We start from the raw sequence: 15,712 nt of genomic DNA on the forward strand, positions 1-15,712 counted from the left end.
TTTAGATAATTTTTACCATTGAAATCATTAAATGATCCTACCCAACGCATCAGAGAAAGTGTAGGCTTGAATAAACCAAATACTGATGTTGATAAACTAGAATGGATCGCATAATATGACAAAAATTGACGTATTTGCTCACGTACTACCAACAGACTTTTACAATCGAATGCAGAAATTTGACGATAATTTATTAGCTAAAAATTCCTACCTGCAAAATGATGTTTTAACGGATATAGCTAAGAGAAAATCAGGCTTAGACTCTGATGTTAAACAAGTTATTTCAAATGTTAACTCAAATCCTGAAGACTACACAGATGCCAAGACATCCGCCGAGCTATGTCGTTTGGCCAATGACGAATTGATCTCAATGGTTCAAGATAACGACATGTTTATTGCAGCAGTTGGGATGTTACCAATGAATTCTATTTCTGACGCACTCGATATCATAGATGAACAGATCGCCAAGAATAAAGAAATGATCGGTGTTCAACTATTTACCAGAGCCTTGAACAAGCCGATCATATCAGAAGAATACCAACCCGTCTTTTCTAAATTAAATGAGCTGAATATTCCAATTTGGCTACACCCAGTCTTCGATGAAACACGTACCGACAATAATATTGTTTTCAGTTGGGAATATGAATTAACGCAAACAATGTACGATATCGTTAAAAAAGGATTCTTTGAAAAATATCCCGATTTAAAAATTATCGTCCATCATGCCGGCGCCATGGTTTCATTCTTCTCACAACGGATCAAACACATTATGTCACCTACTGAATATAACGACTTTAAGAAATTCTATGTCGATACAGCCTTGTTAGGTAACACTAAAGCACTTGAATTGACTGTTGATTTCTTTGGTATTGAACACGTTTTGTTCGGTACCGATGCACCATTTGGAATCATCCCTTACGGAGCAACAAATGAGATCATTTCCGCAATCGACTACATGACCATTCCAAATTACCAAAAAGATATGATCTATCACAAAAATTTTGAAAATATCCAATAAAAAAACACGGATATTAATTTATCCGTGTTTTTTGGTACTATTAAATACCATCTGTTAAGCCCCATTCAACGGTTCCAGTATATGTACCGGAGACATTTCTTGATTTCAAATCAAGCAAGACACCATCATCTGGAGTCCAGCCACCAGCAATATCAGTTGAAACTGCACTACCTGAATCCGTTGGAATATCTTTACTTTGAAGAACTGTTTGTGTACTCAAATCATGTGTTGCACCATCTTTAGAAACATAGACCAAATCTCCGTCCAATTTAATTGGATCAGAACCAGAAACTTGTTTGTACATATCTCCCGCTCTAGCAGTCAAAGTCCATGGAGTTCTAACACTATCGACCTTCAAATTCCAAGGTCCATTACGTTTTACACGACGAGGATTGTCGCTTTGGTGAACGGGCTGGAAAGTATAATTACTATTGTCGATCGTAGCAGTCTTATTAATGATGTTTACATTATATTTCAAAGTTTTTGACTTACGTCCATATGGATCAGTAAAGGAAACTGATACTGGATATGGATTTTTATCTTGATCATTCATTTCACTTGCAGTTGAATCTACCGTAAAGTCTTGGCTTATAGGCGTTGCCGTCGGTGTATCGCCAGTATAACTCTTAATGTCAGAATGATTATTGGCATTGATAGTCCAAGTCAATTTACTTGGCGTTACTTGATAATCGCCGTCATAACCGACTTTGGCATTCATATTAATTGGATCATCTTCGATCACACTATATTCATCTTGATCCGTTGATAAAGTAGGTGTGATATCTGGAACATTCACAGTGACCTCTTTAGCATCAGACTTGTGTCCACTTTGATCAGTAATATTTATCGTTACGACATTCTTACCGACCTTAAGTCCAGTATTTCCAGTGTAATCATCAAGTGATTGAGAAGGATCTTTATCATAAGCATATGGTTTTAATGTAAATGCGTACTTACCATTGTTATCCTCTGTAGTTTTTACTTCATCCTGTTTTGTACCGTCAGGGTTAGTGATCGTATACGTAATAGTTGAAAGACCACCTTCATCTGCAGTAGTCGTATTGTCAGAGTGAAGATATGTTCCTGAAAGGATCAATGGTTCGTTATCATTTACCGTTATATTTGATTTGTCCGGTGTAATTACAACCGTCTTGTTAGTTACCTTAATGTGATATTCCAATACATTTGAAGAAATCGTATCGGTAGTACCATCAGGTGCTTTGAAGTTATTATCAATCACTTGAACCTTGATCGTGTGATCACCTACATCAAGTTGACCGGCACCCGTACCAGTTTCGAGATCCTGGATAGTAAACTTGTCACCAGCAGAATCATCTTGAGCACGATAAGTCTTATCACCGATCGTATAACTAATGTACATATCACTCTTATTAACAGTTGATTCAGGATCAAACTTGATAGCACCGGTTAGGTTAAACTTATCACCCAACTTAACCTCCGTTGGATCTGCCATATCAGTGGTAATATTCATTTTGGCTGCTGGAGGGATAATATCAAAGGCAGAGGAATCAATATCAACATTGTAATTATCACCTTTGATAGTTGAAGTTGTTAGTGGAACATTTAATTTAGTATCCGTATCAGCGGCTGAAGCATTTAACTCTGCTCTAGCATATTCCCAGTCGTCACCTGATGAATCACCCATTGTATCTAGATCTGCAGATACAACTTGTTTGCTTGAACCACTAGAATCTGTAGAAGTACTTAAAGCACTAGCGGGTATAGGAACATCTTTCTTTGTAGTTTTCTCATCGGAATCTGCTTTGCTAACATAATGCATTGTTCCAATGTTACCACTGCTATCAGTATTCACGGTTACATTAGTCGGAATATTGAATGTTGATTTTAGACCAGTCGCAGGTTCTTCACCACTTAGATAATGGAACCTGTAATTTAGAGTTAAATCATCTTTTGGATGAACCTTTTTAGTTGGTGTCAAAGCTAAAGAATCATCATCTATTAGGTCATAATTTTGGTTAGCTTGGGCAGGAATATTATTACCAGAACTATCCTTATCAACATGCTCAAGTCTAGTATTTGCTGTTTTATCAACAACATATGCATTGGCCTCAGCATCAACTAACGATGGCATTGTTTCAAAGACAACTGCACTATTTGTATCTGCATTAGCACCAGTTGAACCAGTAAATCCATATCTAAGCTTATCACTACCATTCATATTCCCAAATGCAGACATATCCAAGCTTAAAGTTACATCCACTTGAGGACTTTTTGCATCACCAGTTTCAGGATTTTTATCGCCAACTTTATACGTTAAAGTTGCGTTATTACTCCCAGATGGTGCTGGAATGTATTCAATAGTAACATGTCTCCAAGATGCTCTAGGTTTTACATTATTTCCAGTTTCTCTTTGCAAATAAACATTTGCACCATTACCACCAGCACCGAGATGATGTTTCAAAGCAATTATTGAAGTACCAGATGGATACGGACTACCAAAAATTGTTAAGGCAGGATTCATCTTAGGAGGATCGTTACTCAGCTGTACATACGAAGTAGCTCTTGCTGGATAGTTCCAGGCTATGTGGGCATATTGCTTGTCATTACTAGTACTATAGAGATAATTATAATTTGGGCCTTCATGATCATCTATATCATATGGTAGGAAATCCATTGCATTCTTAGGATCAGGTAGATCTGCACTAGATTTGCCGTTACTTATATAATCATAATAGTTCATTGGTGATTTACCTTTATAGTGATTCGTTTCAGTGTCAAATTCAATTGCAAAGCTATTTTGTATGGCCTGTTTTTCAACAGGAGTTACCCCATCAACTGCGTCACCGCCCAAAACAGCGTATCTATTACTATCAGATCCCCAGACCCCTAAAGATTCACCAGAATTGACAGTACCATTTGTATTTGATATAGCACTAATTGGCCCATTTTGAAGTACGAAGGCAAGGCCATCAGGTATACCAACAAGACTATTAACAGTACCAAAATACATCCACATTGATATTGTCTGTTTTTTACTTATATTTAAATAATTTTTTTGATTATCACTCCAAACAGCACCAGTCTGACCAGCCTCACTAGTTACTTGAACAGTATCAGTACTACCTTTAACTACTCTAGCAGAATTGCCTGTATAATCTCCTGTTTTAAAATAATTAGAGATTGGTAGTCCACCAGGTGGTGGATCACCAATAACTTGTGAATCAAAATAACTTGCTGCCTCTACAACATTAGATGTTCTTTGCAAAATACCAAAAAAAGCCATGATAGCTACAAAAGCAAATATAAATCCTTTAACTATCTTTTTTATTTGCATTGAATATCACTCCCCCTGAAATTCATTTGTATAAACATATCACTTTAATTATATTATGCCACATAGACACCTGTTTTGTGTACCAATATATGTAAACGTTTCTATCATAATATAAATATATTGATTAAATTTGATTCAAATCAAATAAAAAGACTTCATATTTTCCAAAAAAGAAGTATAGTTTTAGAATTGTCTAAATTAGTTAAAGAGGGGGTCAGATTATTGACAGATTTAACTAAGGGAAATCCTACCAAAATTATTTTTCTATACACGATCCCGTTATTAATGGGAAACTTCTTTCAACAATTCTATAGTTTTATCGACACTTTAATAGTTGGTAAGACTATCGGTGTCAATGCTTTGGCTAGTGTCGGTGCAACTGGCGGATTAACTTTCTTAGTTATTGGCTTTGCCCAAGGTATCACCAGTGGTCTGACTATCTTGACAGCTCAAAGGTATGGTGCCAACGATATCAGAGGCGTCACGAAAAGTTTTGCCTCAGGGATCATCATATCTTTAGCAATCACAATAATATTCACAACTATTGCACTCGTTATAGCTTATCCATTGCTGGTCATCATGCAGACGCCTAAAGTCTTGATCCACGATTCATTTGTATTCTTGGAAATTATCTTTGCCGGGATATTCTCCTTTATTGGCTTTGATTTTCTAGGAAATACTATGAGAGCTTTAGGAAATTCTCGTGTCCCACTATTCTTCTTGATTGTTAGTACAATTCTAAATATCGTACTTGAGCTATTCTTTATCCTTTACTTAAACATGGGAGTTGCCGGTGCTGGATTGGCCACTGTCAGTGCTCAAACGATAACGTTTATTATTCTCTACTTTTATATAAGAAGAGAAGTGCCTTTTTTGATTCTTACCAGACATGACTTAGTCATAGATTGGAAAGAAATTAGAGCGCTGTTACGAGTAAGTTTACCCATGGGATTTCAGTCATCAATTATAGCCATTGGTTCAATTATTCTGCAATTCATGCTTAATACTTTAGGTGCACAGGCCGTTGCTGCTTATACAGTCGCCGGACGTGTTGAACAAATTGCCACCTTACCTGCTCTGAGTTTCGGTATTTCACTAGTAAACTACACCGCTCAAAACTTAGGTGCTAAAAAATATCATCGTATTTTAAAAGGTGTCAAATCGGGAATTATTCTATCAGCTGGTGCCAGTTTAGTTGTCGGATTACTACTAGTTTTCTTCGGTCGTGGATTGTCTCATCTATTCATGAATGGCAGTGAAACACATGTCCTAAACCTAGTTCAAATTTATTACTACTTCAACGGGACAATGTACTTCTTGTTGTCGATCCTATTTATTGTCAGATATACACTTCAAGGGTTAGGTAATCAAAAAGCACCTACAATTGCCGGTATAGCAGAACTAGTCATGAGAGTTTTTGCTAGTGTGGTATTGATCAACCTCTTTGGATTTTACGGCGCAGCCTTAGCCAATCCTTTAGCCTGGTTAGGTTCTTGCTTAGTATTGATTGGAACATGGCGTATCGAAATGAAAAAATTACGTGAATTGGATGGGTAAATATTGCCGACTCCGGTATCGAGTAATTCCACCTGTTATGCGACCGTCTCCAGCCTTGGTCTGGTGACTCAATTTTGAGCTTTGCTTCGCAAATCTCAGAATCGTCGGTGGTGTACGAACGGAAAGTGCACCGTTCTACTCCACTTGCACAACTGATTCCATTACTCGATACCTCCTTCTATATTAAATAAAAATAAAATAATCTCTTCATATCTAATTGATGGAATAAAAATACTATTTCATTTAGTGTTTATGAAGAGATTTTTATTTGCACCAAAAGATGACCATACCTCGTTAATACAAGATATAGTCATTCAAAAATATTATTTTATATTTAGTCCACGGGTGCAAAGGGGGGTGCCAGCGGTGAGAATCCTGTTAGAGCGGCGTAGCCGATCTTACAGGATCGACGACTTTGAGATTTGCGAAAGCAAAGCTCAAAATCGAGATGTCAGACCTTGGCTGACATCGGTCGCACAGCAGGCGCACCCCTTTGCACCCGTGGACGGCATCCAACCACAAATTTTTAATCTGCTAAAAACTTAGCGCATTCATGGATCGAATCTTCAGTAGCAGCAGCTTTACCTATCAAATTCAAGTAAGCATGTCCCATACCGCCATAACGAACATATTTAGCATCGCATCCGGCCATTCCCAATTTAGTTAGAAAAGCCTCATCTTGCAATCTAAATGGATCAAACTCGCCAGTCATTACTAATACCTTTTTAAAGATAGTTGGATCAGCATACAATGGAGAAACGACAGGTGAACGATAATTTACATGCCCTTCCGGCATATATAACTGTGTCATCTTAGTATCTAATTGTTTGAAAAGTGTATAACTATTATGCAAAATATTTCTCTGCTCATCCACAATAGGAATCTTCTTGTCGTCCCAAAGCGAACCTTCAAGATCTGATCCATGAACGACTGTCGGATAGAATAATATTTGACTATCGACATCATATATCCCCATATAATGGCTCATTTCACTTACCCCTAAGGCCATTGAAGCCCCGGCTGAATCTCCTGCAATTGTTATTTCTGTTTTATTTTTAGCAACCATTTTAAGAACCGATAGACAATCCATAAGTCCTAATGGATAAGGATTTTCCGGTGCTAAGCGATAATCAACACTATAAATTACTCCATCATACTGACTAGCAAGTAATTTAAGCGGTACTAACGGATCAGCCGGACTACCGCCATAATATGCACCACCGTGAATATAGATCAAAGCTTTATGTTTATCGATATTTTCTGGACGATAAATACGATAATAGCGCACGCTCTGATCGAGTTCATCCATATATTTAGGTTCAACATTAATATCATTAGAACTGATATCAACGATTCCTTCAGCAACTGTACCAGCACGTAAAGTATCAAGGTTATTAGATAAAACCGGATCGTCCCCGAGTTCTCTTAAAAGTTCAAATGTATGTGGCTCATAGGAATGAACGTCCACACGATCCTTAACGACCATCTTTACACGTTCTAGTCTAGGTACATCAGATGCTTCAATCTGCTTTAAACGACTCAATTCAGTGGCATAATCATTTTTTAACATCATATCCATCTCCTAGGCCTCCTTTAATTTAGAATCTTCAGTGTTCTTTTCGGAGACTACGATCTTATTCTCATTCAAGGTATACATTTGAAGAATTACAATGATCACAATTGCTAAAACAATTGGTAACCAGACAAAATTAATATTGATGGCGGTTAAAGCTTTAGCTGATTGAACTTTATTACTTGCGGCGAAACCACCCCATGTCAAGATCCAACCAGATAGAGCACCACCAAGTCCCATACCGATTTTAGCACCAACAACTGGAACTGATGACAAGAAACCAGGTTCTTCGATTCTTAAATGTACTCTTGCATATTCAACTGTATCAGCAATCATAACGAAAGCTAATGTAAAGACTGCACCCATAGCGATCATGCCAATAATATTTCCAGCAAATAGAAGAACCAAATTACCAGTCTTTTCACCAAGTGGCATTAGAACTGATCCGATAACGAATAATACCAATGATGCATCCATTAAATTACGATTCTTAAATTTCTTAGTTAGTAAAGGAACAAGTAAATTACCAGGAACAGCGAAAATCGTCATACCTAAGAATAATCCAACAATATCTGCACGTTTGTATACATAGTTAATGTAGAACACACCTGAAGCCATTCTAACGACCCAAAATGTTTGGACAGCGATGAAACTAATTGTTAAAACAACCCATGGCTTATTTTTAAAGGCACCTTTAAATGATTCTTTAACTGACAAATGACCTTTAATTTCCACATCGTTCTTCTCTTCTTCAATTGGGCGTTCCCTAAGATTTAAGAAAGCCAAGAAGAAACATCCCGCAATAACGATCCCGACAATCGCACCCCAGATCGTAAATCCAAGTTGTTGATCCTTACCGCCAAAGAAACTAACCATTGGTAATGTGATAGCACCGATGATAGCTGTACCTGTGTTTGTCATAACCATTCTGGCAGATGCCAAGTTCGCACGCTCGTCAGCATCATCAGTCAAACTAGGTAAAATAGCTGTAATAGGTGTATTGGAACCTGAGTAAATTAAACTGAATAGCGTATATACGACACTGATCCAAATCATTTCAATGATTTTATTGCCGCCAAAACTAGGATTAAAGAATAGTAGGAATGACAGTATCCCTAACGGAACACCAAACCAGAGAAAGTATGGTCTCGCCTTACCATATTTGGAGTGAGTATGGTCGATCAAAAAGCCAAAGAACATTCCATCAAAAGCATCAATGAATCTAACACACAGGAACAGAGTTCCAACAAATGCCGCTGAAATGTCCAACACCGTCGTATAGTAAAACAAGAGGTAAAGTCCAACCATCTGCCAGATAAGATTTCCAGCCATATCGGTCGTACCGTAAAATACACGTTGTTTCCATAACTGTAACTTAGTCATTAGATTTTCCCCCTTATATTAATTCTAGTACACACGTATCGAATTATTTATAAGTATTTATTACAAGTTCATTATATATAGTTGTTTAAACATGTGCAAAGTATTTTTTATAAATTTATCTTTTGTAATTTGACCTAGTCTTACTCTAAGAAAGCGTTTACCACTAATTCACTAATTTTAAAAAAAAGAAAGGGCTTGCCGATTGGCAAGCCCTTTGTACCTGTTTTAATGTTTTTCATAAGAAATACTCCTAAGTTTTTTATTTTAAATCTATCATGATCAAATTATTTTCTATGTTATATTCACCTCGTATAATCAATTACGCTTGTTTCTGTATTTGACTATGTATAAATAATAACCAATAGATTTGAACAAATCTTTGCTGTTTTACGATGAAAGAACAAAGATTGTGTGAAGAAAATGTGTGTACTTGTTTGTTTGCGGTTCACTGCCGCTGGAGAACGCAAGAGATGCTCACCCGCTGTTTGACCGGTTCCAGCCAAGGTCTGGAACCTCGACTTGGAACTTTGTAAAGTACGCAAATTTCCAAGCTTGTCAGTGGTGTAATGATGCAAAGTTCGCATCATAACGCCACTTGAACTGCTGGTGACATCCCTTGCATTCTCCAGCTAGATTTGATTAAGTAATAAATTACCAGAATTGAATACAAAAAACTAGCATACGGGTATGAGTAAGTCGCCAGCAGTGAAAATTACGTTAGACCGGCGTAGCCGATCTTACGAAATCGACGATTTCGAGATTTGCGAAAGCAAAGCTCAAAATCGAGATGTCAGACCTTGGCTGACATCGGTCGCACAGCAGGCGCACTTACTCATACCTGTATGCGGCAGACAATATCAAAACCATCTACCAAACATTGATAGCACCACGAAAAATTACATGCACAAACATATAATAAATTAGAAAAATAAAAAAGAGCTTTAAAAATCCTCTTTCAAAATATTCGTTACAACTTTAGAAGTGTCAGCTAAAATTGTTTCACCCTTGATTGTTAAATGAATATAGATCCCACGTTTATCATTCTTACAAATACTACGTTCGATCGCACCGAAATCTTTGGATTCCAAACGTGTAACCAAACGTGACATGGCACTTTGGCTAAGCCCAACATGTTTTTGCAAGTCTTGTAAACGTAGCTTTTTATCATCTTTTAAATTCAGCGCATATAAAACATAGAATTCATTTAAGGATAAATCATTTTTAGATAATCCTGATTCAAGATTGTTCTCAATCATTCTTTGTTTCTTTGAGAATTCGAGCCATTTTTCAATTGTTGTATTCATATTCGACTCCCCCAATCTCATACATTATCATATCAATTTTTCACAAAGTCAATTTTAAAACACTAAAAAAACTCCCGAAGGAGTTTATCTAAAGACGGGCTTACTATTGCGATATTGAATATCCTCTACATTCTCTAAAACATTGGCGTATCTAGCGGCAATAAAGAAATAATCTGAGAGACGATTGATAAACTTCAATACCTCATCATTGATCGGTTCAGATTGCATTAGATTAACAATTTCACGTTCACTACGACGTGTGACAGTTCTAGCCATGTGTAAATTGGCGGCAGTAACACAGCCCCCAGGTAAAATAAACTTTTGAATTTTAGTGGTTTTGTCCGTATAGTCATCAATCTTTTTTTCTAGCCAATCAACCGCTTTATTATCAGCTTTAAAGATGAATTCATGCTTCTTATCTTTTTGAGAAATCGCTAAATCAGTTCCACAATCAAATAGCAATTGTTGGATCTCTTCCAATTCTTCCTTTAGTACTTTGGTTTTATCCGACAAATTGGCGATCACAACGCCAACTAATGAATTCAATTCATCGACTGTTCCATAAGCCACGATACGTTTGTCAGATTTATATAAAACATCGTTACCGATAATTCTAGTTTGACCTTTATCACCAGTTCTAGTATAAATTTTCATAAAGTTACTCCTTAAATAAATTGTATTTAATTCGATAATTGTTAAAAATTTTAATCCATCGTTTTCCAACGATAAATAGTAAAATTGCCGTAAACAACGCATGCACAAAATCAAAATAGAAACTTCCTGCTATGGCGATCCCAACACTTTTAAAAGTTATCGGATCAACAAAGCCAAGTATATAGTAGACATCCATGATCCAGCCCATAATAAATCCGCTCAAAAATCCCCAGACGGTTAATACGGCCGTTCCAATCTTCTTATTAGAAAATAGACCAGAAATCAGACCGATTACACCAAGTGCAAACATCTGCCATGGAGTCCAAACGCCTTGGCCAAAATACATATTGGAAGCTAATGCAATAATCGTCCCCATCAAAAATCCAGTCTCTGGACCGCTGACAATTGCTCCCATGATAAGAATAAATAGTTCTGGTTTAACTGCTGGCAATGCAGCAAACAACACCCGGCCACCAACGGCTAAAGCACAGATAATAGCTATAAAGACTATTTCTTTAGCATTGGTCTTACGCTGTTCAAAGCGAACAAAGTAAATTCCGATCGTCAAAGCCAAGAAAATAAATGACATCAATAGGTAATTTTTATTATCAAATATACCCATCAAAACTAGTGTTATTATTGCAATAATTATTAAAAATATAGATCTTTTATTCACTAATTTACCTCCAATATTTTTTTCAGTTATCAGTACCTTAAAAATAGATTTTAAGATATTGACTATGTATAATGTCTGTAAGCGGTATCAGACCGTAATAGACTACTAAGGGGTGTGTTTTATGCAAGATAGCTTGATGTTACAGCTATTAGGTGAATTTATCGGAACACTTGTATTGATATTATTAGGTGACGGAGTTGTCGCCGCCGTAAGTTTGAAGAAATCTAAAGCCTATGGAGCAGGTTGGGTAGCAATCGCCTTAGGTTGGGGGCTTGCTGTTACCCTAGGTGTTTACGTTTCTGGATTCTTAAGTCCAGCACACTTGAATCCTGCCGTAACACTGGGTATGGCAATAGCTGGAGTTTTCCCTTGGGCATATGTAATTCCTTACATCATTGCTCAGATTCTGGGAGGAATCGCGGGAGCTGTCTTAGTTTGGATCAACTACTACCCTCACTGGCAAGAAACAGATGATCCTGATGCTATTTTAGGAGTATTCGCAACAGGACCAGCTATCAGAAATTATCCAATGAACTTCATCAGTGAGTTCATCGGTACTTTCGTTCTAGTATTTGCTTTACTAGCATTTACCAGAGGAAAGTTCACAGACGGCTTAAATCCAATGGTCGTCGGTGTCTTGATCACATCGATCGGTTTCTCACTTGGTGGTACAACTGGTTATGCAATCAATCCTGCCAGAGATCTAGGGCCAAGAATTGCCCATCAAATTTTACCAATTGCCAACAAAGGTAAATCCGACTGGTCATACAGTTGGGTACCTGTCTTCGGACCAATGGCTGGTGGTGCACTTGGTGCCTTGATCTACTTACTTATTCCTTAAATCGTTCCACACTAAAGCATCTGGGAAACTATCCCTAGATGCTTTATTTATTTCTGTCGTGTAGAAAAACTTATCCTTAAAAAATTCAGTTGGAACTTGAAAATCATTTAATTTACCATCGAACATCATTGACATATCGTCAAATTTTGTTGCAAAAACCAGATCATGACTGTTAGCAAAAACTATCCCGTCATTTGCTAAGTACTCATTTAGTAAGTCATTTAACTTCAATATTTTATTGGGATCTAATCCTTTAGTGGGTTCATCCAAAAACAGTATTTCTGGATTCTTGATCAAACCGATCACTAAAGCCAAAAACTCCTGTTGTCCGCCACTCAAATCATATGGACTGATATTCTTTAATTCTGATAATCCATATTGATTTAAAACTTCATTCACTTGACTCTCAGTAACGGTTTGAGATTGTTGCAACTGAAATTCTATCTCACCAAACACAGTATCTGATACGAATAACAATGCTGGATTCTGCGGCAAGATAAAGATTTTCTCGAATAAATCTGGATTGTTTTTGACCGATTTATTATCAATTTTTATAGATCCAGACTGTTGAAGTAATTGCTGTGATATTACCCGGATCAACGTTGATTTTCCGACTCCATTTGGACCTACTAAACAGTATGATTGACCTTTATCTAACTTGAAACTAACTTTATCGATTATGTTCTTTGCTTCAAAATCAAATCTAAATGATAGATTTTTTACTTTTAATACTGTCTGAGCTGAATTTTGTTTAGGTAATCGTTTCTTGTATGTGATTTCATTGTGATGATCGTTTAAAATTTTACTGAATTGATGATTATTCAACGGCAACGTGGCGTTGCCTAATCCCAATTCTAGATATGAGCGATCAATCTGTGATAAATAATTGCGATAGAAATTATCGTCAAAAATACTTTTTAATGCGCTATCAACTCCACGGTCCAAAACAATTTTTCCATCTTCAATAATGGCCATTCTGTTAGCATAAAAAGTGTTTCTCTCCAGTGAATGTTCTACCAAAATAACCGTAACATTCAATTCTGTATTTATTTTATGAACCATCTGCAAGAGTTTTTCGGATGCAATTGGATCAAGCTGTGAAGTTGGCTCATCAAGTAATAAAATATCTGGATCAGTTATCAAAGCCCCTGCCAAACTGATCAACTGCTTTTGCCCACCAGATAGTTCACTCTCCGTTGAATCTAATAGATCGATAATTCCAAAATAACTGGCTACTTCTGCAATACGCATGTGACGCTGATTTTCCGTATAATTCATGTTCTCTAAGATGAAATTGAATTCATCACGAGCACACTCAGTTATCATCTGGTTATCGACGAACTGTGACAGATACGAAATATTTGCATCCTCTGTGTTGAGTTCTATGGTCCCTTTCGTCGACTTTCCTACAACTAAATTGGCCTTTAATTGTTTTAATAAAGTACTCTTTCCACTACCAGTTTTCCCAATCAGTAGTAAGAAATCACCTTTATTGATAGTCAGATCAATATTATCTAGCGAAAGTTTTTGACTGTTGGCATATTGGAAACTGAAATTTTTGAAACGTACCATTTCCACCATAAGTATTGAAACCCTCCTATCAAGATTGGCATTACTATTAAGCACACATTCATTAAACCGACTAAGGTATTTATACCAAAGAAAATTTGAACATTTGACGATCCGAAATCAACCTTACCAACTTTAAAAAATATCATCATTGCATCAAAAACTATAGTTAAAAGACTAATTGTCATTAAAATATAGTCCGTTTTATTACATTTAAAATGACGTTTGAAACCCTTTTTTCCATAACCTTTAGTAGTCAAAACATCCGACATGTTCATAAAATTAGCAATCGATTTATTTAAAACAATCTCCAATAAATTCAATTGTTTAGTCAATTTATTTTCCTTTTGATTACTTCTAAACTTGTATAGGAACTTAGTATCATTAAAAATATCAATTATCTTAGGAATAAATTTGACCGTTAAGATAAAGATAATTGCAATACTTCGTAGGCTCCGCGATAACAGATCAAAAATAATTTTCACGTTGGTTAAAGCGTCATAAATATAAAACGCTAAAAGCAAATTCACGAAAGAAAATGCTAGAATAACGGCATTCAATAATGATTCACTCGTCATTTTGAAAAATGGTAACTGAAATATAATTGTTGAACCACGTTGGTTGATGATTAGATTGAATAAAATCGTTGTGACAAAAATTATCACTGTAAATTTCAAATAATTTCGAGAATTATTTTGTTTTGTAAATACGGCAACTAATAGTAATGACAAAAAAATCATCACGATAATCACCGGATCATTGAACATTAAACTAGAGAGAATGATTACCAAAAGATAAGTCAGAATCGATAAATTATTTGTTGACTGTTGAAAACCAAAAAAAAGTCTTTTCACAGATTCGATCTCCTCTCCATTCGTTAGCATATTTAAGAATACCACAATTTAAACCTAATATTCTTAACGACAAAAACGCTTATATATCGGTGAACCACATGGCACTGAAGTACCATGCTTCTAGGAACGTTCCAGACTTGCCAACTAGTATTTCAACTAGTTGATAGCGGTCAGAACTATCTTACTAAGGCTTGTACCAAACCTGTATTTAGAATATTTTTACTGGCGTTTATATCTCGGTCATGATGAGCGTGACAACTTGGACACGTCCACGCACGTACATCTAATTCATGTTTACCGTCATCATAGCCACATTGGGAACATATTTGACTAGTCTTGTACGGATCAATTACAACTAATTGTTTGCCATACCAAGCACACTTGTATTCTAACATCAGGCGTAGTTCACGCCATGATTGGTTAGAGATGGCACGAGCCAAGTTATGCTTTTTAAGCAATTCGTTGGTCTTAATATCCTCAATAACGATAGTATCGTAAGAATTGACTAGTTCAGCCGTTATTTTATGCAAATAATCTTTGCGTTGGTTAGCGACTTTCTCACTGTACTTGGCTACCATGACTTTAGCTTTTTGGTAATTCCTATACTGGTCCAATGACTTGGGTTCTAATAGTCCAAGTTTCTTTTGTTTTTGAATGTCTTTGAATGCTAGAAACCTTCGTCTAGCCAGTTTCTTTTCCCATTGGTGTTTCTTATACTCAATCAATTTATCGAACCTAATAGTTTGATACTTTTGACCGTCAGAAGTTATCACCAGGTCGGAGACGCCAACATCTAGTCCAACTTTTTTGTTAGTCCTCTTGATTGCTTGGTTCTCGCAATCAAGAGATAAGACGGCGTAGTATTTGTTGGTACTAGACTTACGAATTGTGACTGCTTTGATCTTGCCAACTATCTTTCGACCGGCACGATAACGCAAGTAGCCTAACTTAGGTAGCTTAATGAAAT

12 protein-coding genes are annotated in these 15,712 nt (G+C 36.4%); 3 read left to right on the forward strand and 9 right to left on the reverse strand.

Annotation, left to right across the window (positions count from 1 at the left end; genetic code table 11):
* Nucleotides 1–115 precede the first annotated feature (115 nt).
* Complete coding sequence (locus EKM60_RS07205) at nucleotides 116–1,018, forward strand: amidohydrolase family protein (RefSeq protein WP_125713937.1); 903 nt, start codon at nucleotides 116–118, stop codon at nucleotides 1,016–1,018.
* Between the two features lie 40 nt (nucleotides 1,019–1,058).
* Here EKM60_RS07205 and EKM60_RS07210 read toward each other — a convergent pair whose 3' ends face one another.
* Nucleotides 1,059–4,334, reverse strand: a complete 3,276-nt coding sequence (locus tag EKM60_RS07210; protein ID WP_125713939.1) for a hypothetical protein — start codon at nucleotides 4,332–4,334, stop codon at nucleotides 1,059–1,061.
* 222 nt (nucleotides 4,335–4,556) lie between these two features.
* Between EKM60_RS07210 and EKM60_RS07215 the strand changes: the two genes are divergently transcribed.
* Nucleotides 4,557–5,891 (forward strand): MATE family efflux transporter, encoded by a 1,335-nt coding sequence (locus tag EKM60_RS07215; RefSeq protein ID WP_125713941.1) that lies wholly within the window; start codon nucleotides 4,557–4,559, stop codon nucleotides 5,889–5,891.
* Between the two features lie 526 nt (nucleotides 5,892–6,417).
* On the opposite strand, the gene EKM60_RS07220 is transcribed toward EKM60_RS07215, so the two are convergent.
* The 5 genes from EKM60_RS07220 to EKM60_RS07240 form a co-directional block, all read right to left on the reverse strand.
* Complete coding sequence (locus tag EKM60_RS07220; RefSeq protein ID WP_225427021.1) at nucleotides 6,418–7,470, reverse strand: alpha/beta hydrolase fold domain-containing protein; 1,053 nt, start codon at nucleotides 7,468–7,470, stop codon at nucleotides 6,418–6,420.
* 3 nt (nucleotides 7,471–7,473) lie between these two features.
* Nucleotides 7,474–8,847, reverse strand: coding sequence for an MFS transporter (locus EKM60_RS07225; protein ID WP_125713943.1), 1,374 nt, complete (start codon nucleotides 8,845–8,847; stop codon nucleotides 7,474–7,476).
* 941 nt (nucleotides 8,848–9,788) lie between these two features.
* Nucleotides 9,789–10,151 (reverse strand): MarR family winged helix-turn-helix transcriptional regulator, encoded by a 363-nt coding sequence (locus tag EKM60_RS07230; protein WP_125713945.1) that lies wholly within the window; start codon nucleotides 10,149–10,151, stop codon nucleotides 9,789–9,791.
* 84 nt (nucleotides 10,152–10,235) lie between these two features.
* Nucleotides 10,236–10,805, reverse strand: a complete 570-nt coding sequence (locus EKM60_RS07235; RefSeq protein ID WP_125713947.1) for a cob(I)yrinic acid a,c-diamide adenosyltransferase — start codon at nucleotides 10,803–10,805, stop codon at nucleotides 10,236–10,238.
* A gap of 4 nt (nucleotides 10,806–10,809) precedes the next feature.
* Nucleotides 10,810–11,481 carry an ECF transporter S component family protein gene (locus tag EKM60_RS07240; RefSeq protein WP_125713949.1) on the reverse strand — a complete coding sequence of 224 codons (672 nt, stop codon included), beginning with the start codon at nucleotides 11,479–11,481 and terminating at the stop codon, nucleotides 10,810–10,812.
* Between the two features lie 121 nt (nucleotides 11,482–11,602).
* Between EKM60_RS07240 and EKM60_RS07245 the strand changes: the two genes are divergently transcribed.
* On the forward strand, nucleotides 11,603–12,322 hold the full coding sequence (locus tag EKM60_RS07245; RefSeq protein ID WP_125713951.1) for an MIP/aquaporin family protein: 720 nt from the start codon (nucleotides 11,603–11,605) through the stop codon (nucleotides 12,320–12,322).
* Here the strand turns inward: EKM60_RS07245 and EKM60_RS07250 are convergent.
* The 3 genes from EKM60_RS07250 to EKM60_RS07260 form a co-directional block, all read right to left on the reverse strand.
* Nucleotides 12,308–13,903, reverse strand: a complete 1,596-nt coding sequence (locus EKM60_RS07250; protein ID WP_125713952.1) for an ABC transporter ATP-binding protein — start codon at nucleotides 13,901–13,903, stop codon at nucleotides 12,308–12,310. The two genes, EKM60_RS07245 and EKM60_RS07250, sit on opposite strands and share 15 nt — an antisense overlap.
* Nucleotides 13,837–14,745: an energy-coupling factor transporter transmembrane component T gene (locus tag EKM60_RS07255; RefSeq protein ID WP_164508357.1), complete on the reverse strand. Its 909-nt coding sequence runs from the start codon at nucleotides 14,743–14,745 to the stop codon at nucleotides 13,837–13,839. The genes EKM60_RS07250 and EKM60_RS07255 overlap by 67 nt, the downstream gene beginning before the upstream one ends.
* A 176-nt stretch (nucleotides 14,746–14,921) precedes the next feature.
* Nucleotides 14,922–15,712, reverse strand: a 791-nt coding sequence (locus EKM60_RS07260; protein WP_164508358.1) for an RNA-guided endonuclease TnpB family protein, incomplete at its 5' end; no start/stop codon positions are given.

Source organism: Companilactobacillus kedongensis, from assembly GCF_003946625.1.
In the GTDB taxonomy this organism is placed as follows: Bacteria; Bacillota; Bacilli; order Lactobacillales; family Lactobacillaceae; genus Companilactobacillus; species Companilactobacillus kedongensis.